This is a genomic window from Palleronia rufa, from assembly GCF_000743715.1.
GTDB classification, from domain to species: Bacteria; Pseudomonadota; Alphaproteobacteria; order Rhodobacterales; family Rhodobacteraceae; genus Palleronia; species Palleronia rufa.
On record NZ_JQEY01000007.1, the window covers coordinates 109,017 to 133,783 of the forward strand.

The 24,767-nt window shown below is 69.2% G+C and carries 23 protein-coding genes; 19 read left to right on the plus strand and 4 right to left on the minus strand.

Going from position 1 to position 24,767, the window contains the following annotated elements; all coding sequences use genetic code 11:
• The first annotated feature begins 98 nt into the window (after positions 1 to 98).
• Together KW83_RS11065 and KW83_RS11070 are read left to right on the plus strand one after the other, a co-directional pair.
• Positions 99 to 1,292, plus strand: a complete 1,194-nt coding sequence (locus KW83_RS11065) for an ROK family transcriptional regulator (RefSeq protein ID WP_036178453.1) — start codon at positions 99 to 101, stop codon at positions 1,290 to 1,292.
• A gap of 99 nt (positions 1,293 to 1,391) precedes the next feature.
• Complete coding sequence (locus tag KW83_RS11070; RefSeq protein WP_036178456.1) at positions 1,392 to 2,225, plus strand: sulfite exporter TauE/SafE family protein; 834 nt, start codon at positions 1,392 to 1,394, stop codon at positions 2,223 to 2,225.
• Between the two features lie 3 nt (positions 2,226 to 2,228).
• Here the strand turns inward: KW83_RS11070 and KW83_RS11075 are convergent, their stop codons facing one another.
• Positions 2,229 to 2,789 (minus strand): GcrA family cell cycle regulator, encoded by a 561-nt coding sequence (locus KW83_RS11075; protein WP_036178458.1) that lies wholly within the window; start codon positions 2,787 to 2,789, stop codon positions 2,229 to 2,231.
• A 168-nt stretch (positions 2,790 to 2,957) separates the two neighbouring features.
• On the opposite strand from KW83_RS11075, the gene KW83_RS11080 reads away from it, so the two are divergent.
• The 13 genes from KW83_RS11080 (at position 2,958) to glmM (ending at position 18,520) form a co-directional block, all read left to right on the plus strand.
• The gene (locus KW83_RS11080) at positions 2,958 to 3,743 is read left to right on the plus strand and encodes an ABC transporter permease (protein WP_051928455.1); all 786 of its coding nucleotides are present in this window, start codon (positions 2,958 to 2,960) and stop codon (positions 3,741 to 3,743) included.
• An 85-nt stretch (positions 3,744 to 3,828) separates the two neighbouring features.
• Positions 3,829 to 4,686 carry a DUF2189 domain-containing protein gene (locus KW83_RS11085; protein WP_036178463.1) on the plus strand — a complete coding sequence of 286 codons (858 nt, stop codon included), beginning with the start codon at positions 3,829 to 3,831 and terminating at the stop codon, positions 4,684 to 4,686.
• A 78-nt stretch (positions 4,687 to 4,764) separates the two neighbouring features.
• The gene (locus KW83_RS11090) at positions 4,765 to 5,934 is read left to right on the plus strand and encodes an aspartate aminotransferase family protein (RefSeq protein ID WP_036178465.1); all 1,170 of its coding nucleotides are present in this window, start codon (positions 4,765 to 4,767) and stop codon (positions 5,932 to 5,934) included.
• 72 nt (positions 5,935 to 6,006) lie between these two features.
• Positions 6,007 to 6,912: an ornithine carbamoyltransferase gene (gene argF / locus KW83_RS11095; protein WP_036178468.1), complete on the plus strand. Its 906-nt coding sequence runs from the start codon at positions 6,007 to 6,009 to the stop codon at positions 6,910 to 6,912.
• 53 nt (positions 6,913 to 6,965) lie between these two features.
• Positions 6,966 to 7,742: an ion transporter gene (locus KW83_RS11100; RefSeq protein WP_051928449.1), complete on the plus strand. Its 777-nt coding sequence runs from the start codon at positions 6,966 to 6,968 to the stop codon at positions 7,740 to 7,742.
• A gap of 471 nt (positions 7,743 to 8,213) precedes the next feature.
• Complete coding sequence (locus KW83_RS11105) at positions 8,214 to 9,137, plus strand: glycine--tRNA ligase subunit alpha (protein WP_036178471.1); 924 nt, start codon at positions 8,214 to 8,216, stop codon at positions 9,135 to 9,137.
• Positions 9,134 to 9,631 (plus strand): DUF6446 family protein, encoded by a 498-nt coding sequence (locus KW83_RS11110; RefSeq protein ID WP_036178475.1) that lies wholly within the window; start codon positions 9,134 to 9,136, stop codon positions 9,629 to 9,631. The genes KW83_RS11105 and KW83_RS11110 overlap by 4 nt, the downstream gene beginning before the upstream one ends.
• Before the next feature lies 1 nt (position 9,632).
• Positions 9,633 to 11,678 carry a glycine--tRNA ligase subunit beta gene (gene glyS, locus KW83_RS11115; protein WP_036178477.1) on the plus strand — a complete coding sequence of 682 codons (2,046 nt, stop codon included), beginning with the start codon at positions 9,633 to 9,635 and terminating at the stop codon, positions 11,676 to 11,678.
• A 72-nt stretch (positions 11,679 to 11,750) separates the two neighbouring features.
• Complete coding sequence (locus tag KW83_RS11120; RefSeq protein ID WP_036178479.1) at positions 11,751 to 14,303, plus strand: putative PEP-binding protein; 2,553 nt, start codon at positions 11,751 to 11,753, stop codon at positions 14,301 to 14,303.
• 150 nt (positions 14,304 to 14,453) lie between these two features.
• Positions 14,454 to 15,155 (plus strand): cell wall hydrolase, encoded by a 702-nt coding sequence (locus tag KW83_RS11125; protein WP_081904573.1) that lies wholly within the window; start codon positions 14,454 to 14,456, stop codon positions 15,153 to 15,155.
• Between the two features lie 76 nt (positions 15,156 to 15,231).
• The gene (locus tag KW83_RS11130; RefSeq protein WP_036178481.1) at positions 15,232 to 16,134 is read left to right on the plus strand and encodes a dihydroneopterin aldolase; all 903 of its coding nucleotides are present in this window, start codon (positions 15,232 to 15,234) and stop codon (positions 16,132 to 16,134) included.
• On the plus strand, positions 16,134 to 17,174 hold the full coding sequence (folP, locus tag KW83_RS11135) for a dihydropteroate synthase (RefSeq protein WP_036178483.1): 1,041 nt from the start codon (positions 16,134 to 16,136) through the stop codon (positions 17,172 to 17,174). Before KW83_RS11130 ends, folP begins: the two co-directional genes overlap by 1 nt.
• Entirely contained in the window at positions 17,171 to 18,520 is a 1,350-nt protein-coding gene (glmM, locus tag KW83_RS11140) for a phosphoglucosamine mutase (RefSeq protein ID WP_036178493.1), read from the plus strand. The genes folP and glmM overlap by 4 nt, the downstream gene beginning before the upstream one ends.
• Before the next feature lie 7 nt (positions 18,521 to 18,527).
• Here glmM and KW83_RS11145 read toward each other — a convergent pair whose 3' ends face one another.
• A complete protein-coding gene (locus KW83_RS11145; protein ID WP_036178495.1) occupies positions 18,528 to 19,430 on the minus strand; it encodes a DMT family transporter in 903 nt (300 codons plus the stop codon).
• Between the two features lie 149 nt (positions 19,431 to 19,579).
• Here KW83_RS11145 and KW83_RS20960 point away from each other — a divergent pair, with 149 nt between their 5' ends.
• Positions 19,580 to 19,831, plus strand: coding sequence for a hypothetical protein (locus tag KW83_RS20960; RefSeq protein WP_036178498.1), 252 nt, complete (start codon positions 19,580 to 19,582; stop codon positions 19,829 to 19,831).
• 257 nt (positions 19,832 to 20,088) lie between these two features.
• On the opposite strand, the gene ilvC is transcribed toward KW83_RS20960, so the two are convergent.
• Positions 20,089 to 21,111, minus strand: a complete 1,023-nt coding sequence (gene ilvC, locus KW83_RS11155; protein WP_036178500.1) for a ketol-acid reductoisomerase — start codon at positions 21,109 to 21,111, stop codon at positions 20,089 to 20,091.
• Between the two features lie 131 nt (positions 21,112 to 21,242).
• Here ilvC and KW83_RS11160 point away from each other — a divergent pair, with 131 nt between their 5' ends.
• The 3 genes from KW83_RS11160 (at position 21,243) to KW83_RS11170 (ending at position 23,351) form a co-directional block, all read left to right on the plus strand.
• A complete protein-coding gene (locus KW83_RS11160; RefSeq protein ID WP_036178503.1) occupies positions 21,243 to 21,698 on the plus strand; it encodes an Lrp/AsnC family transcriptional regulator in 456 nt (151 codons plus the stop codon).
• Complete coding sequence (locus tag KW83_RS11165) at positions 21,695 to 22,153, plus strand: Lrp/AsnC family transcriptional regulator (RefSeq protein WP_235191409.1); 459 nt, start codon at positions 21,695 to 21,697, stop codon at positions 22,151 to 22,153. The genes KW83_RS11160 and KW83_RS11165 overlap by 4 nt, the downstream gene beginning before the upstream one ends.
• 64 nt (positions 22,154 to 22,217) lie before the next feature.
• Positions 22,218 to 23,351: an aminotransferase class V-fold PLP-dependent enzyme gene (locus tag KW83_RS11170; RefSeq protein WP_036178506.1), complete on the plus strand. Its 1,134-nt coding sequence runs from the start codon at positions 22,218 to 22,220 to the stop codon at positions 23,349 to 23,351.
• Here the strand turns inward: KW83_RS11170 and KW83_RS11175 are convergent.
• Complete coding sequence (locus tag KW83_RS11175) at positions 23,348 to 24,535, minus strand: FAD-dependent monooxygenase (protein WP_051928457.1); 1,188 nt, start codon at positions 24,533 to 24,535, stop codon at positions 23,348 to 23,350. The two genes, KW83_RS11170 and KW83_RS11175, sit on opposite strands and share 4 nt — an antisense overlap.
• Between the last annotated feature and the right edge of the window lie 232 nt (positions 24,536 to 24,767).

Here is a 24,767-nt window from a genome sequence, read left to right on the forward strand (position 1 = left end):
CAAACATGACCCTCTGTCAATAATTCAATACGCGGGATTTAGTCTGAAAGGTTCAACGGTGTCTTTGCCCCGGCCAAGAAGTCTGCGAGATTGCGCGCATGAACAATCCGGAGTCCTTCCGCAGCGCCCGCGACGCACAGCGCCAGATGCTGGGTTCCAACCAGTCGGGCGTGCGCGCCCATAACGAGCGGCTGGTGCTGTCGCTGCTGCGCCGCCATGGCCCGCTGGCCAAGGCAGAGATCGCGCGGCTCACGCGGCTGTCGGCGCAGACCGTGTCGGTCATCATGCGCGCCCTTGAGGCCGATGGGATGTTGCTGCGCGACTCGCCCCGGCGCGGCAGGGTGGGCCAGCCGTCTGTGCCCCTGCGTCTGGACCCCGACGGCGCGTATTTCTTCGGGGCGACGATCGGCCGGCGCTATGTCGATCTGGTGCTGGTGGACATGCTTGGACGGATCCGCGCCTCTGCCAGACGGGTCCATGGCCATCCGGATTTCGACGCGGTCGCGGATTTCATCGCCGGCGAAGCGGGCGCGATCTGCGCCGATCTGTCAGAGCGGGACAGGACGCGGGTCCACGGGATGGGGGTCGCCATGCCGATGCGCCTGTGGGACTGGGCCGGACATCTGGGCGTCTCCCCCGAAGCCCTGTCGGACTGGGCCGGGCGCGACATCGGCGCGGAACTGGCAGAGCGCACGGGACTTCAGGTCCATGTCCGCAACGACGCGTCATCGGCCTGCGGCGCGGAGATGGTGTTCGGCACCCACCCCGAAGCGCCGGCGGTCATGCACATCTATATCGCCTATTTCATCGGCGGCGGGCTGATCCTGAACGGCCAGCTCTTCGTCGGACATACCGGCAACGCGGGGGCGATCGGTTCGATGCCGATCCCGCAGCCCGACGGGAGCACCCGGCAGCTTCTCGACACCTCCTCCCTGGTCAACCTGTCGAGGCGCCTGGCCGCGGCCGGCAAGCCGATCGAACCGCTGTGGGAGGTGCCGCTGGACTGGGACTATGCGGCGCCGGAGGTCGACGCCTGGATCGAAGAGATCGCCCCCGGCATCGCCCATGCGATCTCGGTCGCCGCGACCGTCATCGACCTGGAGATCGTGCTGATCGACGGCCACATGCCCGAAAGCCTGCGCAGCCGGGTGACGGCGGCGGTCTCCCGGCGGCTCGACGCCTACGATTTCGCGGGCATCAGCCGTCCGGACCTGCGCGAGGGGTCCATCGGCGCGAGCGCCCGGTCCCTGGGCGCGGCCTCCTTGCCGCTGGCGGCCCAGTTCATGGTCTGAACGGGCCGCGGCCTTGCGGTTCGCCGGGGGGGCTTGACGGCGCATCCCGGAGCGCCGAACCAGGCGCCGGCGAAGCAGGGGAGCAGGGGAGACGGGCCGATGGGCGGGCTGGATGCGGGGACACTCACGACGCTGGCCGCCACCGCCGTGGGCGCCGGCGTCGTCGGCGGCACCCTTGCGGGTCTGCTGGGGATCGGCGGCGGCATCGTCATCGTCCCGGCGCTTTATCTGTCGCTGTCGCTTGCCGGGATGGATCCGGCCATCGTCATGCAGATGGCGGTGGGCACGTCGCTGGCGACCATCGTTTTCACCTCGCTCTCCTCGGCATGGGGCCATCAGCGCAAGGGCGCCATCGACTGGGATCTGCTGAAGCTCTGGGCGCCGTCGATCCTTGTCGGGGTGGTGATCGGCTCGGTCCTCGGCGGGATCGTCTCCGGCCTGGCCCTGATCGCGGTGTTCGCCACGGTGGCGCTGGCCGTCGCCGTCCACATGATGCTTCGCCCGGGGGGCGACGGGGCGGCCCAGCGGACCTTCAGCGGGCCGGTGTGGGCGCTTTTCGGGGTGCTGGCGGGCACTCTGTCGGCGATGATGGGGATTGGCGGCGGATCGGTCTGCGTGCCGCTGTTGAACTTTCTGGGCTACGACATCCGCCGCGCGGTCGGCACCTCGGCGGCGATCGGGTTCCTGATCGGCGCGCCGGGCGCCGTGATCTATGCGATCACCGGCTGGGGCGCCACGGGCCTGCCGCCCTTCTCCCTGGGCTATGTGAACCTTGCCGCGGCGGCCCTGATCGTTCCGCTGACCATCGGCTTCGCGCGGGTCGGCGTAACGCTCGCGCATGTCATATCGCGGCGGGCGCTGAGCCGGTTCTTCGGGCTCTTCCTGCTGGCCACGTCGGCGCGGATGTTCTGGGATCTGTGGTCGCGGATCTGACCGTCAGCGCCGGCGGTCCCGGCGCGAGGACATGGGCTGAAAGGCAACGCCCACATGCGCCTCGCAGTAGGGTTTGCCGCTCTGCACGCCAAGCCCGCAGAACCAGAAGTTCTCTCCGGCCGGATCGCCGATCGGCCATTTGCAGGTCCGCTCCGTCAGTTCCATGAGGCTCAGACGCTTCGCGTTCTTCTCGACCTCGCGGACGGTTTCCAGCGCCTCGGGAGAGATCTCGTTGGCCGATGGCTGCGGCGGCAGCGGCTGACCGGCGGGCACGATCATCTGGCGGCGGGGCGCCGGCGCGGCCTCTACGGGTTCTGGAACGGTCGCAACGGGCTCTTCCGGTGCGGACGGTTCCGCCGCCGCGGGTTCGGCGGCGACAGGCTCCGGCTCGGCGGCGACGGGCTCCGGCTCTCCGGTCGTGCGGTTCGACAGGCCCAGCCGGTGGACCTTGCCGATCACCGCGTTCCGGGTGACCCCGCCCAGATCCTTGGCGATCTGGCTGGCGGACTGCCCTTCGTTCCACATCTTCGTCAGACGCTCGACGCGCTCATCGGTCCAGGACATGCCATACCTCTTCAGGACGAAGCGGCACGCGGACCGCTCGAGAAATCTTCCGGACCCCTATTCTAATCACCCGCTGCCGCGATACAAGCCGCAGGCACCGGCTAGGAGCCCACCGTGACAGAGACGACCGCCCCCGACACCGCGTCCCGCACCGATCCGCAGACCCAGATGGGGGTGCGCCGCTTCGGTCGCTGGAACTGGACCGGACTCGTGACTTTGGCGGAGCGCGAGTGCCGCCGCTTCATGGCGATCTGGGCGCAGACGGTCATGGGTCCGCTCATCAACGCCGGCCTCTTCCTGGCAGTCTTCGCCATCGCCATCGGCCCCACGCGCGGCGACGTGATGGGTGTCGCCTACGTGCAGTTCATGGCGCCGGGGCTGATGATGATGACGGTGATCCAGAACAGCTTCGCCAACACGTCGTCCTCCCTGCTGGCGGCCAAGGTCCAGGGCAACATCGTGGACACGCTGATGCCGCCGCTGTCCCCGTCGGAGATGCTCATGGGCTATCTTGCCGGAGGGATCGCGCGCGGCGCGATCGTCGCCGCGGTCATCGGGGCGGTCATGGTCCTGGTTCTGGGGACCGGGCTGGCGCACCCGCTGGTCTTCGTGGCCTTCGTCGTGCTGGGCGCCGCGCTGATGGGCGCGCTGGGGATCCTGGCAGGGATCTATGCGTCGAAGTTCGATCAGATGTCGGCGATCACCAACTTCATCATAACGCCGCTGTCGTTCCTGTCGGGCACCTTCTATTCGATCGAAGCGCTGCCAGCGCCCCTGACCGCGGCCAGCCACCTGAACCCGTTCTTCTACCTCATCGACGGGGCGCGCTACGCCACTCTGGGCGTCTCCGACGCCTCGCCGCTGCTGGGGTTCGTGTTCTGCCTGGCATTCACGATCGCGCTCTGCGTCCTGGCCTGGTGGTGGTTCCATCGCGGTTACCGCCTGAAGTCCTGAGGCGCCGGCAGATCCTTCACATCGGCGTTCCTTACCTTGCGTCATGACGCAATCTCTGCGACTTTGGTCGGCAGGAGGGTCCGTCATGGTCAACACGATCCGCGATCCCGGAACCGTCGCTCTGTCGACGCTCGGCGCTGCCTTCGCCATCGTTCCGAAGCTGCTGGGAAAAATGACCGGCAGCAGCGCCGCGCCGCAGGTGCGGTCGTTGACCCGGTCCGACCTCAGGGCCGCCCTCGCCGCCGGTATCGACGATCTTGCGGCGTTTCGCAGCGACGTGCTCTTCGTCTGCCTGCTTTACCCGACGATCGGCCTGGTCATCGCCTGGGCGGCATTCGACCGTGACGTGCTGCCGCTGCTCTTTCCGCTGCTAGCCGGGTTCACCATCGTCGGTCCGGTCGCCGCGGTCGGTCTCTATGAGATGAGCCGCCGCCGCGCCTCCGGCGAGCCGACCAGCTGGGCCGACGGGTTCCGGCTGCTGTCGTCGCCGTCGCTGATGCCGATCCTGGCGGTCGGCGCGATCCTGTTCGTGCTGTTCCTCCTCTGGATCGGTGCCGCGGCGCTGATCTACGGGGCCACCCTGGGGCCGGAGCCGCCGCGCGGCCTGGTGGATCTGCTCCGCGGGACGCTGACCACGCCCGCGGGCTGGGCGATGATCGTGGTCGGCTTTGCCGTGGGCGCGGTCTTCGCGGCGGTCGCGCTGACCATCAGCTTCGTGTCTCTGCCGCTTCTGGTGGACCGCGACGTGGGCCTCGTCGCCGCGCTGACCACCTCTGTCAAGGCGGCCTCCGCCAGCCCGGGACCGGTCGCCGCCTGGGGCGTCATCGTGGCGGTCTGCCTGGCCCTGGCCGCGATCCCGGCGCTGCTGGGCCTGATCTTCGTGTTCCCGATCCTCGGCCACGCGACGTGGCACCTCTACCGCCGCATCGTCGCCGCGCCCTAGCCGCGCCCTGCGCCGCGATTGACAGCCCCCGGCGGCTTTGGCAGGCATGGGCTTTCGCGTCTGCCAAGGACTTCCGCCATGATCCCCGCGATCCTGCCCACCTATTCCCGCGCGCCGCTCAGCTTCGTGCGCGGCGAGGGGACCTGGCTCTGGACCCAGGACGGCACGCGGTATCTCGACCTGGGCGCGGGGATCGCGGTCAACGCGCTGGGTCATGCCCATCCGGCCCTGGTCGAGGCGCTGGGCGACCAGGCGTCCAGGCTCTGGCACGTGTCCAACCTCTACGACATTCCGAACCAGCAGCGCCTGGCGGATCTTCTGGTCGACCGTACCTTCGCCGACACCGCCTTTTTCACCAATTCCGGCACAGAGGCGTGCGAACTGGCCGTCAAGATGGCCCGCAAGTACTGGTTCGACAGCGGAGAGGAGCGCAGCACCATCCTCACCTTCGAGGGGGCGTTCCACGGCCGGTCCTCCGCGGCCATCGCGGCCGTCGGCACCGACAAGATGACCCGGGGGTTCGGCCCGCTCCTGCCCGGCTTCACGCAGCTCAGATGGGGCGATCACGACGCGCTGACCGCCGCGCTGACCGACCGTGTCGCGGCGGTGATGATCGAGCCGGTCCAGGGAGAGGGGGGCATCCGCCCCGTCCCCGACCACTGCCTGAGGGGCCTGCGCGACCTGTGCGACCGGACCGGCGCGCTGCTGATCCTGGATGAGGTGCAATGCGGCATGGGCCGTACCGGCCGGCTTTTCGCCCATGAATGGGCTGGCATCCGGCCCGACATCATGATGGTCGCCAAGGGCATCGGCGGCGGCTTTCCCCTGGGCGCGGTGCTGGCCACCGAAGCCGCAGCGCGCGGCATGACCGCCGGCACGCACGGATCGACCTACGGCGGCAACCCGCTGGCCTGCGCTGTGGGCGCGCGGGTGATGGAGCTTGTCACCGCCGACGGGTTCCTCGATCGCGTGTCCGAGGCCTCCGCGCGGCTGCGCCAGGGGCTCGACGGGCTGGTGGCGTCGCACCCGGCCGTGTTCGAGAGCCTGCGCGGTCAGGGCCTGATGCTGGGGCTGAAATGCCTGGTGCCCGCGGCGGAACTGGTCGCCGCAGGCTACGCGGAGAAGGTCCTGACCGTGCCCGCCGCCGACAATGTGGTGCGGTTGCTGCCGCCGCTGACGATTACCGACGATGAGATCGCGCAGGCGCTGTCGCGGCTCGACGCGGCCGCCAGGGCCGTGACGCCCTGATCCGACTGTCCCATGCTCCACGCGGCGGGCAGGGGGTGCGTCCCCGCCCACCGGTCCAATCCAGGCGATCCGATGACCCATTTCCTCGACATCCATACGACGGATCCCGCCGCCCTGCGGTCCATCATCGACACGGCGCGCCGCATGAAGGACGCCCGCACCGGCCGCCCCCGGGGCGCCTGCGACGACGCGACGCCGCTGGCGGGCCACATGGTCGCGCTGATCTTCGAGAAACCGTCGACCCGCACCCGCGTGTCGTTCGACGTCGGCGTGCGCCAGATGGGGGGCGAGACCATGGTACTGTCGGGCGCCGACATGCAGCTGGGCCACGGCGAAACCATCGCCGACACGGCGCGCGTGCTCAGCCGCTACGTGGACCTCATCATGATCCGCACCTTCGAGGAGGCGACGCTGCTGGAAATGGCCGAACATGCCACCGTCCCGGTCATCAACGGGCTGACCAACCGCAGCCACCCCTGCCAGATCATGGCCGACGTGATGACCTATGAGGAACATCGCGGTCCCATCGCCGGCAAGAAGGTCGTCTGGTCCGGCGACGGCAACAATGTCTTCGCCTCATTCGCCCATGCCGCCGGGCAGTTCGGCTTCGACCTGACATTTACCGGGCCGGAGCCGCTGGATCCCGAACCGGCCCTGCGCGACCTCATCACCATCGAGCGCGACCCCCGCATCGCCGTCGCGGGCGCCGACCTCATCGTCACGGACACCTGGGTGTCGATGCACGATCCGCAATCGGCCAGGGAGCGGCGCCACAACCAACTGCGCGGCTATCAGGTCAACGCCGCCCTCATGGCCCGCGCCAATCCCGACGCGCTGTTCATGCATTGCCTGCCCGCCCACCGGGAGGACGAGGTCACGTCAGAGGTCATGGACGGCCCGAATTCCGTGATCTGGGACGAGGCGGAGAACCGCCTTCACGCCCAGAAGGCGATCATGCGCCACTGCCTGGGCTGCTAGGCGGCCGGCAAGGCCGTTGACGCTGGCCGCGACCGGCGCGATACGCCGGAGGCATGTCCATCCGCGCCCGCCTTGCCGACCTGCTCGACCGCCCGGCGACCCGCAACGCCATCACCGGGGTGATCGTGCTGAACGCGATCACCCTGGGGCTTGAGACGTCGCCGGCGGTCATGGACCGGATGGGCGCGACGATCGTCGCCATCGACCGGATCTGCCTGACGATCTTCGTCGTGGAAATCGCGGCCAAGCTCGTGGCCCACGGCGGGCGGTTCTTCCGCAACGGCTGGAACCTCTTCGACTTCGCGGTGGTGGCTGTCGCGCTGGTGCCGTCGTCCGAAGGGCTGTCGGTCCTGCGCGCGCTCCGGATCCTGCGCGCCCTGCGCCTGATGTCGGCGGCCCCGCGCCTGCGCCGGGTGGTCGAGGGCTTCCTGTCGGCGCTGCCCGGCATGGCCAGCGTGTTCCTGCTGATGGCGCTGATCTTCTATATCGGCGCGGTGATCGCCACCAAGCTGTTCGGCGGGGCGTTTCCCGACTGGTTCGGAACCCTGCCGCGGTCCGGCTATACTCTGTTCCAGATCATGACGCTGGAAAGCTGGTCCATGGGGATCGTCCGCCCGGTCATGGAGGTCTATTCCTACGCCTGGGTGTTCTTCGTGCCGTTCATCATGGTGACGACCTTCGCGGTCGTGAACCTGATCGTCGGCCTGATCGTCAACTCCATGCAGGTCGCCCACGAAGAAGAGTCGGTGCAGGCGACCGAGACCTACCGCGACGAGGTGCTGGCCCGTCTTGAGGCGATAGAGGCCCAGCTCGCCCGCCGCCGGGACTGAGCCGCGCGCCCGGCCTCGTCCATGCGGCGGCCGGAAAAGCTCTGGACCAGGCGGCACGAAAGACACGCGGATCCCTTTCGCGAACGGACCGGCTTTCGATCCCGGCGCGCCGGCCCGGGTGCGCCGAAACCGGACTGCGGCGGGGGTGTCACGGTCGCCGCATTTCGGACCCGCCGGCCCCGGACGGCGCGGCCCGCAGCGCGCTGTCCGCATCGGGCCGTGCGCCGATCTGTAGCCGGACTTCTTGCGCCACCGCGGGCCGGGGCAGCCAACGGGCATGGCGTGGCCATCGCCCGTTCCGGAACCGCAAATGTCTGCAACCCATGGGCAAGTTGGACTGACGGCGGTTTGCCTTCCGGACGGGGAGTTTTTCCCCGGGGTCAGGAAATGCGGCGCGCGCGGCCGGTCCCGATTGACCCCGGGTGGCCGTCTGCCTATGGAGGCCACGCCGTTCGCCCCCAGGAGCCGTGGATGCCGAAGCCGACCTGTTTCCAGGATGTCCTGATGGCGTTGCAGTCCTACTGGAGCGCGGCGGGCTGTGCCGTGCTGCAGCCCTACGACATGGAGGTGGGCGCGGGCACCTTCCATCCGGCCACGACGCTGCGGGCGCTGGGGCCGCGCCCCTGGGCCGCGGCCTATGTCCAGCCGTCCCGCCGCCCCACCGACGGGCGCTATGGCGACAGTCCCAACCGGCTGCAGCACTACTACCAGTATCAGGTGCTCATCAAACCCTCTCCGCCGGACCTCCAGGCGCTCTATCTGGGCTCGCTCCGGGCCATCGGCATCGACGATGATCTGCACGACATCCGCTTCGTGGAGGACGACTGGGAAAGCCCCACGCTGGGTGCCTGGGGTCTGGGATGGGAGGTCTGGTGCGATGGCATGGAGGTGTCGCAGTTCACCTATTTCCAGCAGGTCGGCGGGCATGACTGCCACCCCGTCTCGGGTGAGCTGACCTACGGGCTGGAACGTCTGGCGATGTATGTCCTGGGATGCGATCACGTCATGGACATGCCCTTCAACGCGCCCGGAACGCCCCGCTCCCTGACCTATGGCGACATCTTCCGCGAGGCGGAGGCGCAATACGCGCGCTACAATTTCGACAGCGCCAACACCGCCGTCCTGCTGCGCCAGTTCGAAGAGGCAGAGACGGAATGCGCCGCTCTTCTGGACCGGCCCGCGACCGACCCGCGCGCCGGGCGGCGCATCGTCATGGCCCAGCCCGCCTATGACCAGTGCATCAAGGCCAGCCATATCTTCAACCTGCTGGATGCCCGCGGCGTGATCTCCGTGACGGAGCGGCAGGCCTATATCGGCCGCGTCCGCGCCCTGGCCCGCGCCTGCGCGGATGCGTTCCTGCTGACCCGGGCGGGCGGTTTCGCGGAGGCGTCATGACCGGCAAGATCCTCGTCGGCGTGATGGCGGCCGTGGCCCTGGCCGTGGCGCTCAGCGTCTATTACCTGCAGGTGTTCTACTACTACGACCGGGTGACGCTGGACGCGGTGACCCTGACCACGCCCGACGGCGAAACCGGGATCGACGCGACCGACATCCGCGCCATCGACGCGACCTCCTCTCCGATCCGGTTCCGCGCCTGTTTCGACACCGCCCCCGGGGCCGGCACATCCGCCGTTCCCTATGACGGCGCCGTTCCCCTGACCGCGCCGTTCTGGTTCGACTGCTTCGATGCGGACGCCATCGGCGCGGCGCTGGAGGACGGCACGGCGCGCGCTTATCTGGGCACGAAGAACATCGACTACGGTGTGGACCGCATCGTGGCGATCACCGACGACGGGCGCGGGTTCGTCTGGCACCAGCTCAACAACTGCGGCGAGCTGGCCTATGACGGCACCCAGATCGGTGAGGATTGCCCGCCGAGAGAGGACTGACATGCCCGATCTGCTGATCGAACTCTTCTCAGAGGAAATCCCCGCCCGGATGCAGGCGAGGGCGGCCGCGGACCTGCGCAGGCTGGTCACCGACGGGCTGGTGGAGGCGGGCCTGACCTACGCCCATGCCGGCGGCTTCGCCACGCCCCGCCGCCTGACCCTGGCGCTGGACGGACTGGCCGAGCGGTCGCCCGACACGCGCGAGGAGCGCAAGGGCCCCAAGATCGGAGCGCCGGACAAGGCGGTAGAAGGCTTCGTTCGCGGTGCCGGCGTCGCCCGCGACGACCTGGAGGTGCGCGACACCGGCAAGGCCCAGGTCTATGTGGCGATCCTGGAGCGTCCCGGCCGCCCCGCCGCCGAGATCGTGGCCGAGGTGCTAAACCGCACGATCCGCACGTTTCCCTGGCCCAGGTCCATGCGCTGGGGCGGCGGTACGCTGCGCTGGGTTCGCCCGCTCCACCGCATCCTGTGCATCCTGACGGAAGCGGACGGGACCCATTCGGTCGTTCCGCTGGATGTCGACGGCATCCGGTCCGGCGATGTGACCGAAGGCCACCGCTTCATGGCGCCGGACCGGCTTCGCGTCACGTCGTTCGAAGACTACGCGGCGAAGCTGAAGCGCGCCTTCGTCATGCTGGATGCAGAGGAGCGGGCAGAGACGATCCGCGCCGACGCCGCGAGCCTGGGCTTCGCCGCCGGGCTGGAGGTGGTCGAGGACCCGGGCCTGCTGGACGAGGTTGCCGGCCTGGTGGAATGGCCGGTGACGCTCATGGGACGGATCGACGACGGATTCCTGGACCTGCCGGCAGAGGTTCTCCAGACGTCCATGCGCGCTCATCAGAAGTTCTTTTCGGTGCGCGAGCCGGGAACCGGGCGAATCGTCCGCTTCGTCACCGTGGCGAACCGCGAGACCGCCGACGACGGCGCCACCATTCTGGCCGGGAACCAGCGCGTGCTGTCCGCCCGGCTGGCGGATGCCGCGTTCTTCTGGAACAACGACCTGGCCGTGGCCGAGGCGGGAATGGCCAAATGGATCGAGGCCCTGGAAGCCGTGACCTTCCACGCCAAGCTCGGGTCCGAGGCCGACCGGGTGGATCGCATCGCCGCTTTGGCCCGCGATCTGGCGCCGTCGGTCGGCGCGGACCCGGATGCGGCAGAACGGGCCGCGCGGCTGGCCAAGGCCGACCTGACGTCGGAAATGGTCTACGAGTTTCCGGAGTTGCAGGGCGTCATGGGCCGATACTACGCGATGCGCGCCGGCTTTTCCAATGAGATCGCCAATGCCGTGGCAGAGCACTACGCCCCCCTCGGCCCGTCCGACACCGTCCCGACCGCGCCGGTCTCGGTCGCGGTGAGCCTGGCGGAAAAGATCGACAAGCTGACCGGCTTCTGGGCGATCGGCGAGACGCCCACGGGATCGAAGGATCCCTATGCGCTCAGACGCGCCGGGCTCGGGGTGATCCGTCTCATCCTGACCAACGAACTCCGCCTGCCGCTGGGCCGAATTTTCGCCGAAGATTCGCCTGACCTCCTGTCTTTCCTCCAGGAACGCCTCAAGGTCCATCTGCGCGACGAAGGCGTCCGCCATGACGTCATAGACGCCTGCCTGGCCATGCCCGGCAATGACGACCTGACCCTGCTGGTGACGCGTGCCCGTGCCCTGTCGGACTTTCTCAAGACCGACGACGGCGGGAACCTGCTGTCGGGGTTCCGCCGCGCCAACAGTATCCTGACCCAGGCGGAGGCGAAGGATGGCGTCGAATACTCTTTCGGCGCGGATGCGAAGCACGCCCGCGATCCGGCGGAAAAGGCGCTCTTCGCCGCGCTGGATCAGCAGCAACCGACGATCGAAGCCGCCGTGGAGGCCGAAGATTTCGCCGCAGCCATGGCCGGACTCGCGCGTCTGCGCATGCCGATCGACGCATTCTTCGAGGCGGTGCAGATCAACGACGACAACCAGATCCTGCGACGCAACCGCCTGAACCTGCTCAGCCGGATCCGCCGCCTTTGCCTGGATGTCGCGGACCTGACGCGGATCGAGGGCTAGGCGCCTTCCACCCTTCGGAGCGCTTGCGGTCCCCGCGCGCCGGCCTATCCTGCCGCCGGAAGGAGCGCCGCAGTGCAGCAACACCCAGAGATCCCCGGCGTCACCGTGATCACGCCGACGGCGAACATCCGTCCGGCCAGCCATGGCGGCCGCGCGAAATGCCTGCAGCGGCTGATCCGGCTGGGCCTGCCGGTGCCGCGCACCCTGGCGCTGGACTTCGACACGGTCGCGGCCATTGCCGCGGGGCAGATCGTGGATGTCCGGGCGCTTCTGGGCGCGTTCGACGCATCGCTGGTATCGGTCCGGCCGTCCTCCGGGGCGGCGGATTGGGGCGGGCCGCCCTCGATCCTCAACATCGGGATGAGCGACGCGCGGCATGCGGCCCTCACGCGGGAGCTTGGCGCCGCCGCCGCAGACGCGCTCTACGCCCGGCTGATCCAGTCTTTCGCGATCCACGTCGCCCGGCTCAACCCGGATCCGTTCGTGGGCACCTGCGACGTGCCCGCCATGCTCGCCGCCTACCGTGAGCGATTGGACGAGCCGTTTCCCCAGGATCCGGCCGAACAGCTTTCGGCGGTGCTGGCCTCCATGGCGCGGGCCTGGCAGGGGGCCACGGCGCGGATCCTGCGCCAGGCGCGCGGGGCGCCGGCCGATGCGGGGCTGGGGCTGGTGGTGCAGCGCATGGTGCTGGGGGTGGGCGACGCGGACCGGGGCGAATCCGGGTCCGGCGTGATCCAGTTCGTGTCACCCGAAACGGGCGAGCCGCGGACCACGGGCCGCTATCTGCGCCAGAGCCAGGGCCGGGAGGCGCTGATGCCCGGTGCCGACGCGCTCTATCTGACCCGCGACGCGCGCGGCCCGTCGCTGGAGGACAACGACCCGGCGATCATGGAGAACCTCCAGACCTACGGCGGCATCTGCCGGACCCGCCTGCGCGAGGAGATGCAGATCGAATTCACCGTCAGCCATGGCGAACTCTGGGTGCTCGATGCCGTACGGGTGAAGCGTTCGGCCCGCGCGGCGCTGGCCGTGGCCGTGGCGCTTGCCACGGACGGGATCATCCCCGAGAGCGAGGCCGTGCTGCGCGTGCCCCCCCGCTCGCTTCTGGACGTGCTGCACCGGCAGGTCGACCCGGAGGCGCGGCTGCCGCTGATCGCCGCGGGCATCGGCGCAAGCCCCGGTGCCGCGACGGGGCGGCTGGTGTTCACCTCCGCCGACGCCCAGGCCGCCGCCGCGCGGGAGACGGACGTGATCCTCTGCCGGCGGGAGACGACGTCGGGCGACGTGCTGGGTATGCATGCCGCGCGCGCCATCCTGACCGAAAGGGGCGGGGCGACCTCCCATGCCGCCGTCATCGCGCGGGGCCTGGGGCTGCCTTGCGTGGTCGGCGTGTCGGATATCACCATCGACCCCAGGGCCCGGACCCTGCGCGCACCCGACGGCAGCGTTTACGGGGAGAATGATGTCGTGACCATCGACGGGTCCTCCGGGCGGATCGTGGCGGGCGCGGCCCCGCTGGTCGAGCCGGTGCTGGACGCGGCGTTCCAGACCCTCCTGACCTGGGCCGACGAACGCCGCGACATCGGCATCCGGGCCAATTGCGATACCCCGTCGGAGGCGCGCGTCGCCGCGCGGTTCGACGCCGAGGGCATCGGCCTCTGCCGCACCGAGCACATGTTCTTCGACGAAGGCCGCCTCACGGCCATGCGAGAGATGATCTTTGCCGAAGCGCCCGGCGACCGGGCGGCGGCGCTGGAACAACTCCTGCCGGTCCAGCGCGCGGATTTCACCGAGCTGTTCGAGATCATGGCCGGCCGCCCTGTCACCATCCGTCTGCTCGACCCGCCGCTTCACGAGTTCCTGCCCACCGACCGTCAGGGCATCCGCGACCTTGCGGCCAGCCTGGATCTGCCGCTGGAAACGGTTCAGTCCCGGATCGACGCGCTGAGCGAGCACAATCCGATGCTGGGGATGCGCGGCGTGCGTCTGGGCATCGCGATCCCGGAGATCTACGAAATGCAGGCCCGCGCGATCTTCGAGGCCGCGGTGCGCACCTCTCCGCGTGCCGCGCCGGAGGTGATGATCCCGCTGGTCTCTGCCCGCCGGGAGGTCGAGCTGGTGAAGTCCCGCATCGACGCCGTGGCCGCCCGGGTCCGCAACCAGTCCGGGGTGGAGTTCGACTATTCCCTGGGCGTCATGGTCGAAACGCCCCGCGCGGCCCTTCGCGCCGACGAGATCGCGGAATATGCCAGTTTCCTCAGCTTCGGCACCAACGACCTGACCCAGATGACGTATGGTCTCAGCCGCGACGATGCCGGACGCTTCATGTCCGCCTATGTGCGCGAAGGGGTCTTCGCGGAGGATCCGTTCCTGCAACTCGACACCGAGGGCGTCGGAGAGCTTCTGACCATCGGCGCGGAGAGGGGGCGGCGCACCCGTCCAGACATCACGCTGGCCCTGTGCGGAGAGCACGGCGGCGACCCCGATTCGATTGCCTTCTGCCGGGCGGCGGGCTTCGACTACGTGTCCTGCTCGCCCTACAGGGTACCGGTGGCGCGGATGGCCGCGGCGCATATCGCGATCCGGTCGCGCGGCACGACGACGACCGCCCCGCCGGAACGCTGAGCCGGCAACGATACATTGCATTGGCGGGATCCTGCCGGGTGCGGCGGCAGCGGGTATGCACGCGACCCCCGTTTGGGTAAGCCACGGGCGCTTGCCTGCGAGAGGGGTCGATTACGGTCCCGACCGACATTCTGATCCTGGGGACTGCTCATGCGACTTGCACTCGCACGTGCCGCGCTTCTGCGCGCCGTCATCACATATACGATCTGCGTGGCCGCGGTGGCCGGACCGGCCGCGGCGGACGTCAGCTTCAGCACAAAGTCCGACCCTCGGGCGGTCATCGACCCGGAGCCGGGCGATCTTTCCGACAGGCTTGCGGGCTTGCTGGGCGACTCCCCACCGGAGGTCACGACCGCACGCCGCGCCAATCTGTTCAGGGCGCTGGGCGTGCGCCGCCCGGCCGTGGTGCCACCGCTGAAAGTCGAGTACACGGAGGCGTTCATTGCCGGGCTTCCGGACATCCAGGGCGATGCCGAATGGCGCTGCCTGACCGAGGCGCTCTATTTCGAGGCGCGGGGCGAGGATGTCTCCGGCATCTTCGCCGTGGCCGAGGTGATCCTGAACCGCGTGGACGATGCGCGCTTTCCGGCGTCGGTCTGCGGCGTGGTCAATCAGGCCAACCCGCGCGGCTGCCAGTTCAGCTACAAGTGCGACGGCATCGCGGAAAAGGTCCGTGAGCCGGCCGCCTGGTCGCGGGTGGCGAAAATCGCCGCCGTAATGGTCGACGGCGGCGAACGGGCGCTGACCAACGGCGCCACCTACTACCACACGAAGGCCGTCAGCCCGTCCTGGAGCCGTGTCTTCGAGCGGACCACGACCATCGGCGCGCATTACTTCTACGCCCGGGGCTGAACGCCCCGCGAAGGGTTTCGCGCTGGTCCCCGCCGGGCTAGACACGGGTGGCAAAGAGCAGCGCGGGGCGGCGGGCATGGGTGAAGAGACGAAACTGGCCTTCGACCATCCCGAAGCCCGCGCCGCTGCCTTTCCGCCGGCGGGCTTTCCCGACCGCATCTCGCTCCGGGATCATGTGGTCGAGGTCGAGATCGGCGCCTTCCAGCCAGAGCGCGGCCGGACCCAGCGGGTGCTTTTCAACGTCGTGGTCGAGGTGCGGCCGTCCGGGGCCGGCGTGTCGGACGACGTGGACCGGGTGCTGTCCTACGACACGATCACCGATGCCATCGCCGCGGCCCTGGCCGAAGAGCGCCTGAACCTGCTCGAAACCCTGGCAGAGCGCGTCGCGGCGCGGCTGCTGGCCGAGCCCCTGGCCCTGCGATGCTTCGTGCGGATCGAGAAGCTGGACCTTGGCCCCGGCGCGCTGGGCGTCGAGATCGTGCGCACGGCCCAGGGACCGGCGCGGGACGCGGCCGCCGGCCGCGACGTGCCGCATCCGGTAGTCGCCTACCTGTCGGATGCGGCGATCGCGTCGCCGTCGCTGTCCGGGCTCATCACCCGGATCGAGTCGCGCGGCCCGGCGATCCTCTGCGTCGGAGCCCCCGGCGCGGGACACGAACGGCTGGACCACGCCATGGTGCAGCGCCGGATCGACCTGCTGGCCATCGAGCAGAGTTGCTGGCGTCTGGCCGCCCGCGATCCGCGCTGCGTGGTGGTCGAGACCCGGACCGAGCTCGACTGGGCCGTGCGCAAGGGCCGCACGACCGTCTGGGCGCCGTCGAAGCTGGTGCTCGATTCGGTCGATCCGCCCTCGGTCGAGCCCAGCGACACCGTGGCCCTGGCCGCGTGGTTCGCCGGGCAGGTCCATGCGCGCGAACTGATCGTGATCGGCGCGGCGGCGCCCGGGACCGATCTTCCGACCCAGACCTGGGCGATCTGATGCCGGGAGGCCGCTGCGCGACCTACTGGCGGCCGCTTCTCCAGACCGGTCCCGCACGCCCGGACGGGGCGCTGGTCCTGGGTCACGGCTGGTGCTGGTTCACGGATGTGGAGCGCATCGAGAGGGACGGCCCGAGCGCGGTCCATAGCGAGGTCCATCCCGCGGCGGCCCTTCCGCCCGACATCCAGACCCGCCTGACGGCCCCGCGCGCGCCCGTCGCGGGGTTGGCCCTGGACTCGCCGCGGATCATGGCGATCCTGAACACGACGCCCGACAGCTTTTCGGACGGCGGGCAGCACGAGGGAACGGAGGCCGCCCTGGCCCATGCCCTTCAGCTGGCCGATTTGGGCGCCGACATGATCGACGTGGGCGGGGAAAGCACCCGCCCCGGTGCCGAAACCGTTCCCGAGGATGCGGAGATCGCCCGCACCGTGCCCGTCGTCGCTGCCCTGACCCAGCGATGGGCCGGTCCGGTGTCCATCGACACGCGCAAGGCCGGCGTGGCCCGCGCGGCGGTGGCGGCGGGGGCGGCGCTGATTAACGACGTCTCCGCCATGACGCACGATTCCGCCATGGCGCCGGCGATGGCCCGGAGCGGCGGTCCCGTCTGCCTGATGCACATGGGCGGAGAGCCGGCCACGATGCAGGAGGCGCCGCGCTACGATGACGTCCTGCTCGACGTCTACGACCATCTGGCCGCCCGGATCGACGCCGCGACCGACGCGGGGATCGCCCGCGCGGGGATCGTGATCGACCCCGGCATCGGCTTCGGCAAGACGCTCGAACACAATCTGGCCCTGCTGGCGCGGGTGTCGCTTTTCCACACGCTCGGCTGTCCGATTCTGCTGGGCGTATCGCGCAAGCGGTTCATCGGCACCGTCGGCGGCGGGAGGACCCCCTCCGAAAGAGTGCCGGGATCACTCGCCGTGGCCCTTGCAGGCTGGGCGCAAGGGGTGCAGATCACCCGTGTCCACGACATGGCCGCGACGGCGCAGGCGCTTCGCCTGTGGCGCGCCGCCACCATGGGAGAGGTCACATGACCCGCAAGCTCTTCGGCACCGACGGCGTGCGCGGCACCGCCAACCGCCATCCGATGACGGCGGAGATGGCCATGCGCCTGGGCGCGGCGGCGGGGCGCTATTTCCGCCGGGAGGGTCAGGGCGCCCACCGCATCGTCATCGGCAAGGACACGCGCCTGTCCGGCTACATGTTCGAAACCGCGCTCACCGCCGGGTTCACCTCTTCGGGAATGAACGTGCTGCTGCTGGGACCGGTGCCGACTCCGGCGGTGGGGATGCTGACGCCCTCCATGCGCGCCGACGCGGGGGTGATGATCTCTGCCAGCCACAACCCGCATGAGGACAACGGCATCAAGTTCTTCGGCCCCGACGGCTACAAGCTGTCGGACGCCGCAGAGGCCGAGATCGAACGCATGGTCGAGGAGGGCGTGCAACTTGCCCAGCCCACCAATATCGGCCGGGCCAAGCGCGTCGATGACGGTCGTTTCCGCTATGCCGAACGGATCAAGGCCACGCTTCCCGCCGGCCAGAAGCTGGAAGGAATGCGCGTGGTGATCGATTGTGCCAACGGTGCCGCGCACCGGGTGGCGCCAGAGATCCTGTGGGAACTGGGGGCCGACGTCATTGCCGTGGGCACCAGCCCGGACGGCACCAACATCAACCTCGACTGCGGTTCGACCAGGCCCGAAGCCGCGGCGAAGCTGGTTCGCGAACGCAGGGCCGATATCGGCATATGCCTGGACGGAGACGCCGACCGGCTGGCGATCATCGACGAGACCGGAGCGATCGCGGATGGCGACCAGATCATGGCGCTCTTCGCCGCGCGATGGGCGGACGAAGGCCGCCTGAACCACGACACGCTGGTGGCCACGGTGATGAGCAACCTGGGGCTGGAACGCTTTCTTGACGGTCGCGGCCTGTCGCTGCACCGCACCAAGGTGGGCGACCGCTACGTGGTCGAGGCGATGCGCGACGGCGGCTTCAACCTGGGCGGCGAGCAGTCCGGCCATATCGTGATGACCGACCACGCCACCACGGGCGACGGGCTTCTGGCCGGATTGCAGTTCCTGGCGGCCATGGTCCAGACCGGCCGGCGCGCATCCGAGCTGGGCCGTCAGTTCGACCCCGTGCCCCAGCGCCTGAAGAACGTCCGCTATGCCGAAGGCCACGCGCCGCTGGAGGCAGAGGGCGTCCAGACAGAGATCGCCGCGGCCAAGGAGCGGCTGGGCGGCGGCGGGCGCATCCTGATCCGCAAGTCGGGGACGGAGCCGCTGATCCGCGTCATGGCCGAATGTGAGGACGAGGCCCTGCTGGCGGAAGTCGTCGACGGCATCGCCGACCGCATCGCCCGCGCCGGCGCCGGATGACGCCCTTTTAGCGGCGGATCCCCAGCGCGCGGAACGCGCTCCATTGGCTGGTCGCAAGCCCGATGAGGATCAGCGCCAGCGCCAGGAAGAACCGCACCGGCAGCGTTTCCGACAGAAAGACGGCACCGAACACCATGGCCCAGACCGGCACCTGGTAGTTGACCAGCGTCATGAAGACCGATCCCGCGGTCTGGATCACCCGCACCCGGATCAACGCCGCCAGCGCCGTGGGCACCAGGCCCAGAAACAGGATCGCCCCGTCCGACAGGGATCCCGTCGGCCTGGGTATGCCTTCGAGCGCCAGCATCAGCGGCACCAGAACGATGGCACCAACGACCAGCGTGACAGCCGAGAACGCGATGGCGTCCACGGCCGGGCAGCGCCGCGTCAGCACGGAAGCCACGGCGTAGGAGACCGCCGCCGAGACGCAGGAGATCTGCCCAAGCCCCGACAGCGGGTTCGCCGACAACCCCGCGACGCCGGGTCCCAGCAACAGCGCCGCCCCGGAAAAGCCCAGCGCCACGCCGATACTGCGACGCAGGGTCATGGGCTCATCGGCAAAGAGATGCGCCAGCGGCAGCACGAAGAGCGGCAGGGACGCCATCGACAGCCCGGCGAACGCGGAGGGGACGTATTGCTGGCCCCAACTCAGCAGGAAGAAGGGCAGAGCGGTGGACAGCACCCCGATCGGGCCAGCGTAGAGATACACCGTTCGGTCGCGTGGAAACCGCCGGCCCAGAAGCGCCATCAATCCCAGAAGCGCAACGGCCCCCAGCGCGGTGCGGGCGGTGGCCACGGTGACGGGGCCGAAGTCGCGCAGCGCCACGGACACGACCATGAACGTCCCGCCCCAGATCACACCCAGGGACAGGATCGACAGCCAGTTTTCCAGAGTGGGGCGCGCGGTCATTGCGCCACCTATCCGCAGCCGTGTGACCACCGCAACCCGCTGCGTTCGTTGCGAATGACTGCACCTGTGGCCCCGATCACAGGATCCTTTCCGCCCGCGGGATACCCGGTCCACACATCCCGCGCAGCGTTCAGGAAAGGAGCGGTTCCATGTCCCTCAAGCGTCCCACCTGTGTGTTGACCATCTTCGCCGTTTCGCTTCAGGCCGCCACCGCCCCGGCCGCCGTGGACCGGAACCGCGCCCGGATCGACCGGGTCCATGCCCGGCTCGACCCATCCGCGTGGAACCGCCCTCAGGGGTCGCTTGCGCGGGTGCCCCGGCCCGTCGTCAGCGGCGGCCGCGCGTGCGGCGCCAAGGTCACCCCAAGGTCGTCGCAGGCGGCGTCGGACCAGAGAGCGTGAGCCAGCGACGATGGAAAGATGGGCCGGGGCATGTGCTCCGTCCGGCTTGGCAGGGGTGCACCGGCGCCGCGGCCGGTACTGCCGGCCCGGCCGGAACAAGACCTGCGCGCCCCTGAAGACACCTCGCGCGCGGTGCAGGGGGCCGGCTGGCGTCAAGGCCTGCGGCGCGACACGGAACCGGTCCATGTCGCGCCTCGACCGATCGTCACGACCCGCGGCGTTTGCGCGCGGCGCTGCCGGTTCCGGGGCGCGGCGGGTCAGTTCTTGTCCTTGTCGACCATCCGCCCGGCGCTGATCCAGGGCATCATGCCGCGCAGCTTTTCGCCGACCTTCTCGATCTGATGTTCGTCGTTCAGGCGCCGCGTGGCCTTGAACATCGGCTGGCCGACGGCGTTCTCCTGCATGAAATCGCGCACGAACCGGCCGGTCTGGATATCGGTCAGCACGTCCTTCATACGCTTCTTGGTTTCTTCATAGGGCAGGATCCGCGGACCCGAGACATATTCGCCGTACTCGGCCGTATTCGAGATCGAATAGTTCATGTTGGCGATGCCGCCCTCGTAGATCAGGTCCACGATCAGCTTCACCTCATGGAGGCATTCGAAATAGGCCATCTCCGGCTCATATCCGGCCTCGACCAGCGTCTCGAAGCCCATGCGAATCAGCTCGACCAGACCGCCGCAGAGCACCGCCTGCTCACCGAAAAGGTCGGTCTCGCATTCCTGGCGGAAGTTCGTCTCGATGATGCCCGAGCGCCCGCCGCCGATGGCAGAGCAATAGGACAGGCCCAGCTCCATCGCCTTGCCGCTGGCGTCCTGGTCCACGGCCACGAGGCAGGGGACGCCGCCGCCCTTGACGTATTCGCCGCGCACCGTGTGTCCCGGGCCCTTGGGTGCCATCATGATGACATCGACGCCGGGCTTCGGCTCGATCAGGCCGAAGTGAACGTTGAGACCATGGGCAAAGGCGATGGCCGCGCCGTCCTTGAGGTGATCGTGGACGTGGGTGCGATAGACCTGGGCCTGAAGTTCGTCGGGCATGGTGAACATGATCAGATCGCACCAGGCGGCGGCTTCCTCGATGCCCATGACCTTCAGCCCCTCGGCTTCGGCCTTCTTGGCGGAGGGCGAGCCGTCGCGCAGGGCGACGACAAGGTTCCCGGCACCGGAGTCGCGCAGGTTCAGCGCGTGGGCGTGGCCCTGAGAGCCATAGCCCAGGATTGCCACCTTCTTGTCCTTGATGAGGTTCACGTCGCAGTCGCGGTCGTAGTAAACGCGCATGGGGTCGTTCCTTTTGCTGGGATCGGGCGCAGCATATACTGTGATCCTTGGGGTCGAAGCCATGGTGCTGTCGATTTTTTGAACTTCCATGGTAGGGTTCATTCTTCCTATGGATAGTTTCGGGAATATTCATGCTGGACGACACCGACAGGCGCTTGCTCAGGCAGTTGCAGAACGACCCCGCGGCTGCGCAATCGGCCCTGGCGGCGCGGGCCGGCGTGTCGCCTCAGCTGGCCGCGCGCCGGTTCGACAAGCTGCGTACGGCGGGGATCCTCAACGGGCAAAGCGCGCGGATCGACTGGAGGGCGCTGGGCTACGAGGTCGAGGTCTCTTTACGGTTCACGCTGGACAAGGCCGACCCGCGCGCCTTCGACGCCTTTCTGGCCGCGGCGCGGGAGGTGCCGCAGGTGATCGAGATCCAGACCTTTCTGGGCCGCGTGGACGTGCGCCTCAGCGTGATCGCGCGCGACCTTGCCGATTACCACCGCATCTACCGCGAGCGCATCCTGACCTTGCCCCATATCGCCGATATCGAGGCGCTGATGCAGGTGGCGGTGCTCAAGACCGATGAGCGGTTGCCACTGTGACGGCCCTGCTGGACGACACCGACCGCGCGATCCTGCGTGCTCTCGTGCGCGACGCGACGCTGAGTTCGGCGGCGTTGGGGGCGGCGGTGGGCCTGTCGCAGCCCGTCGCGTGGCGGCGGGTCCGGCGGCTGGAAGAGGCGGGCGTTCTGGCCGGGCGGCGTCTGGATCTGGACCTGGCGGCGCTGGGCTTCGGGGTGACGGTGTTTCTGGGCGTCAAGCTGGCGGCGCGCGGGCGGCTGTCGCTGGGCGATTTCGAACGCGCGATCACCGCCATCCCGGAAGTGCAGACCGTGGAGCATGTGCTGGGACTTTACGACTACCGTCTGCGCGTCGTCGCCCGCGATCTGGCGGATTTCGAGCGGGTGCTGCGCCGTCGGATCCTGACCTTGCCGGGGGTCGGCAACGTGGAGGCCAACGTGCTGCTGAGCGAGGAACGCCGCCCCGGGCCCATCTGATGCGAAAGGCGCCGTTCCATGGGCGCCGATGCCGCCCTATCTATGGAGGAAAGAGGAGCTGCCCATGACCGCCCTGCGTACCGACGTGGATCCCGACGGCCTGCTGGAATATTCGGTGGTCTTCACCGACCGGTCCCTGAACCACATGAGCAAGACCTTCCAGACGGTCATGCGCGACCTCTCCGGCCTGCTGAAACAGGTCTATGCCGCTGAAGCCGTGGCCCTGGTCCCCGGAGGCGGGACCTACGCCATGGAGGCCACCGCCCGGCAGATCGCCCGCGACGAAACGGTGCTGGTGATCCGCAACGGCTGGTTCTCCTACCGCTGGTCGCAGATCTTCGCGGCGGGCGACCTGCCGGCGGAGGAGATCGTGCTGTCGGCCCGCCGCGCCGGCAACGGCGCCAGCGCGCCCTTCGCCCCGCCCCCGATCGAGGAGGCCGTCGAGACGATCCGCAGACACCGCCCCGCCGCCGTTTTCGCGCCCCATGTGGAAACCAGCGCGGGGCTGATCCTGCCCGACGACTACATCGCGGCGTTGGCGGACGCGGTGCATGACGTGGGCGGCGTGCTGGTGCTGGACTGCATCGCCTCGGGCTGCGTGTGGGTGGACATGGCGGCGACGGGCGTTGACGTGCTGATCTCTGCGCCGCAGAAGGGCTGGTCCGCCTCGCCTGCGGCGGGCTGCGTGATGATGTCCGCGCGCGGCGCCGAGAGGGTGCGGGCGCGGTCTTCCGACAGTTTCGCGATGGACCTGGGCAAGTGGCTGTCGATCATGGAGGCCTATGAAGGCGGCGGCCACGCGTATCACGCCACCATGCCGACCGATGCTCTGGTCACCTTCCGCGACGCGATGGAGGAAACCCGCGCCAGGGGCTTTGCCGAGACGAAGGCCGCCCAGCACGAACTCGGCCGCCGCGTGCGGGAGGCCCTGGCGGCGCGGGGCCAGGCATCCGTCGCCGCCCAAGGGTTCGGCGCGCCCGGAGTGGTGGTCTGCTATACCGACCGCGACGACGTGAAATCCGGCGCCGCCTTCGCTGCCGAAGGCATGCAGATCGCCGCGGGCGTGCCGCTGCAGGTGGGCGAGGGCGAGGGGTTCAAGACCTTTCGCGTCGGACTCTTCGGGCTGGACAAGCTTGGCGACGTGGACGGTGCGGTGGAGCGGTTCGAGACCGTGCTCGACCGGGTCTTCGCCGCCTAACGCCCGCCCATGCCGGCCGCCATGACGCGGCGGCGCAGGGGCGCGATGTCGTGGACCGCCTTCAGCCCCGTGCGGCGCAACGCCTGGAGCGGCGCGAAGCCCGAGGTGCAGAGCCGGTTGTAGAGGTCGATCGCCGCCGCGCGCGCGGCGATGTCACGGCGCCGGGTACGGTCGTAACGCGCCAGCGCTTCGGGCCGGCCCGGATCGCCCCCCGCGATGGCGTCGGCCAGGGCGGCGATGTCGGCGATCGAGGTGTTGAGCCCCTGCGCCCCGATGGGCGGCAGGACATGCGCGGCCTCGGCCACCAGCGCCACGCGCCGGGCCGTCAGCCGGCGGGCGGTCTGGGTGACGATGGGCCAGAGCCGGAGCGGCGTCGCGCGATGCATCGCCCCCAGGATATGGAGCGCGCGTTGGCTGAGCTCCGCGTCGAAATCCGCGGCATCCATCGCCATCAGGGCGTTCGCGCGCGGCCCGTCCGACATCCAGACGATGGATGACGCGGGGCGCCCGTCGTGGTCGGCCAGGGGCACGGTCACGAAGGCACCGCCGGCATTGTAGATCTCTGTCGAGATGCTGTCGTGCGGCAGGGCATGGGTGCAGGCGAAGACCAGCGCCTTCTGCCCGTAGCGCGACGTGGCAACGCCGATGTTCGCGGCGTCTCGGACGGGAGAGGCGCGACCGTCGGCGCCGACGACGAGGCGCGCTTCAAGCTGTGTGCCATCGCTCAACGTGATCCGCGCACCGGTGTCGCGCGCCAGCAGGTCGCGGAACCCGACACCCAGGCGCAGATCGACATTGGGATCGGAGTCCAGCGCATCGGCCAGGTGTCGATGGGCGCGCCAGTTGACCACGTTCTGTCCGAATGCCTCAAGCCCCAGGTCGCCGGGCAGGAAGGTCCGCGTGGCGGTCTGGCGCGGCGGCCAGCCGGAGCTGTCCATGACCCTGAGCGCGGCCAGGGAGGTGGCGTCGCGGGACAGGCGCTCCCACAGACCGGCCTGGTCCAGAACCGCGATGGACGGCGCAAGGTAGGCGGTGGAGCGCAGGTCGGAGTTTTCCGCGTCCCCGGTGTCCGGCGGCGGCGCGGGGTCGCAGATCGTCACGCCGTAACCGCGCCCGGACAGGAGCGACGCAAGGATCATGCCGGCAATCCCGGCCCCCGAAATGAAGATGTCCGTCCGTTCCATGATGCCCATGGTAGCGGAGCGGCCGCGGCGGGAAAGTATCAACCGGCGATCTGCGACACAAAGGCCGGGAGATCCGGGGCCGTGTAGTACCGCCCGGGGCTTGCGGTTGTCCGTGTTTCGACGCCCGGAAAGGACCGGGACGGGTGTCCGGCGCAAGCGTGCGGGCGCTTGGGCGGCGGGGCCGGTGCGGGGCAGGCGTATGGTCCGGATCCGCGTTGCCCCTGCGGATCCT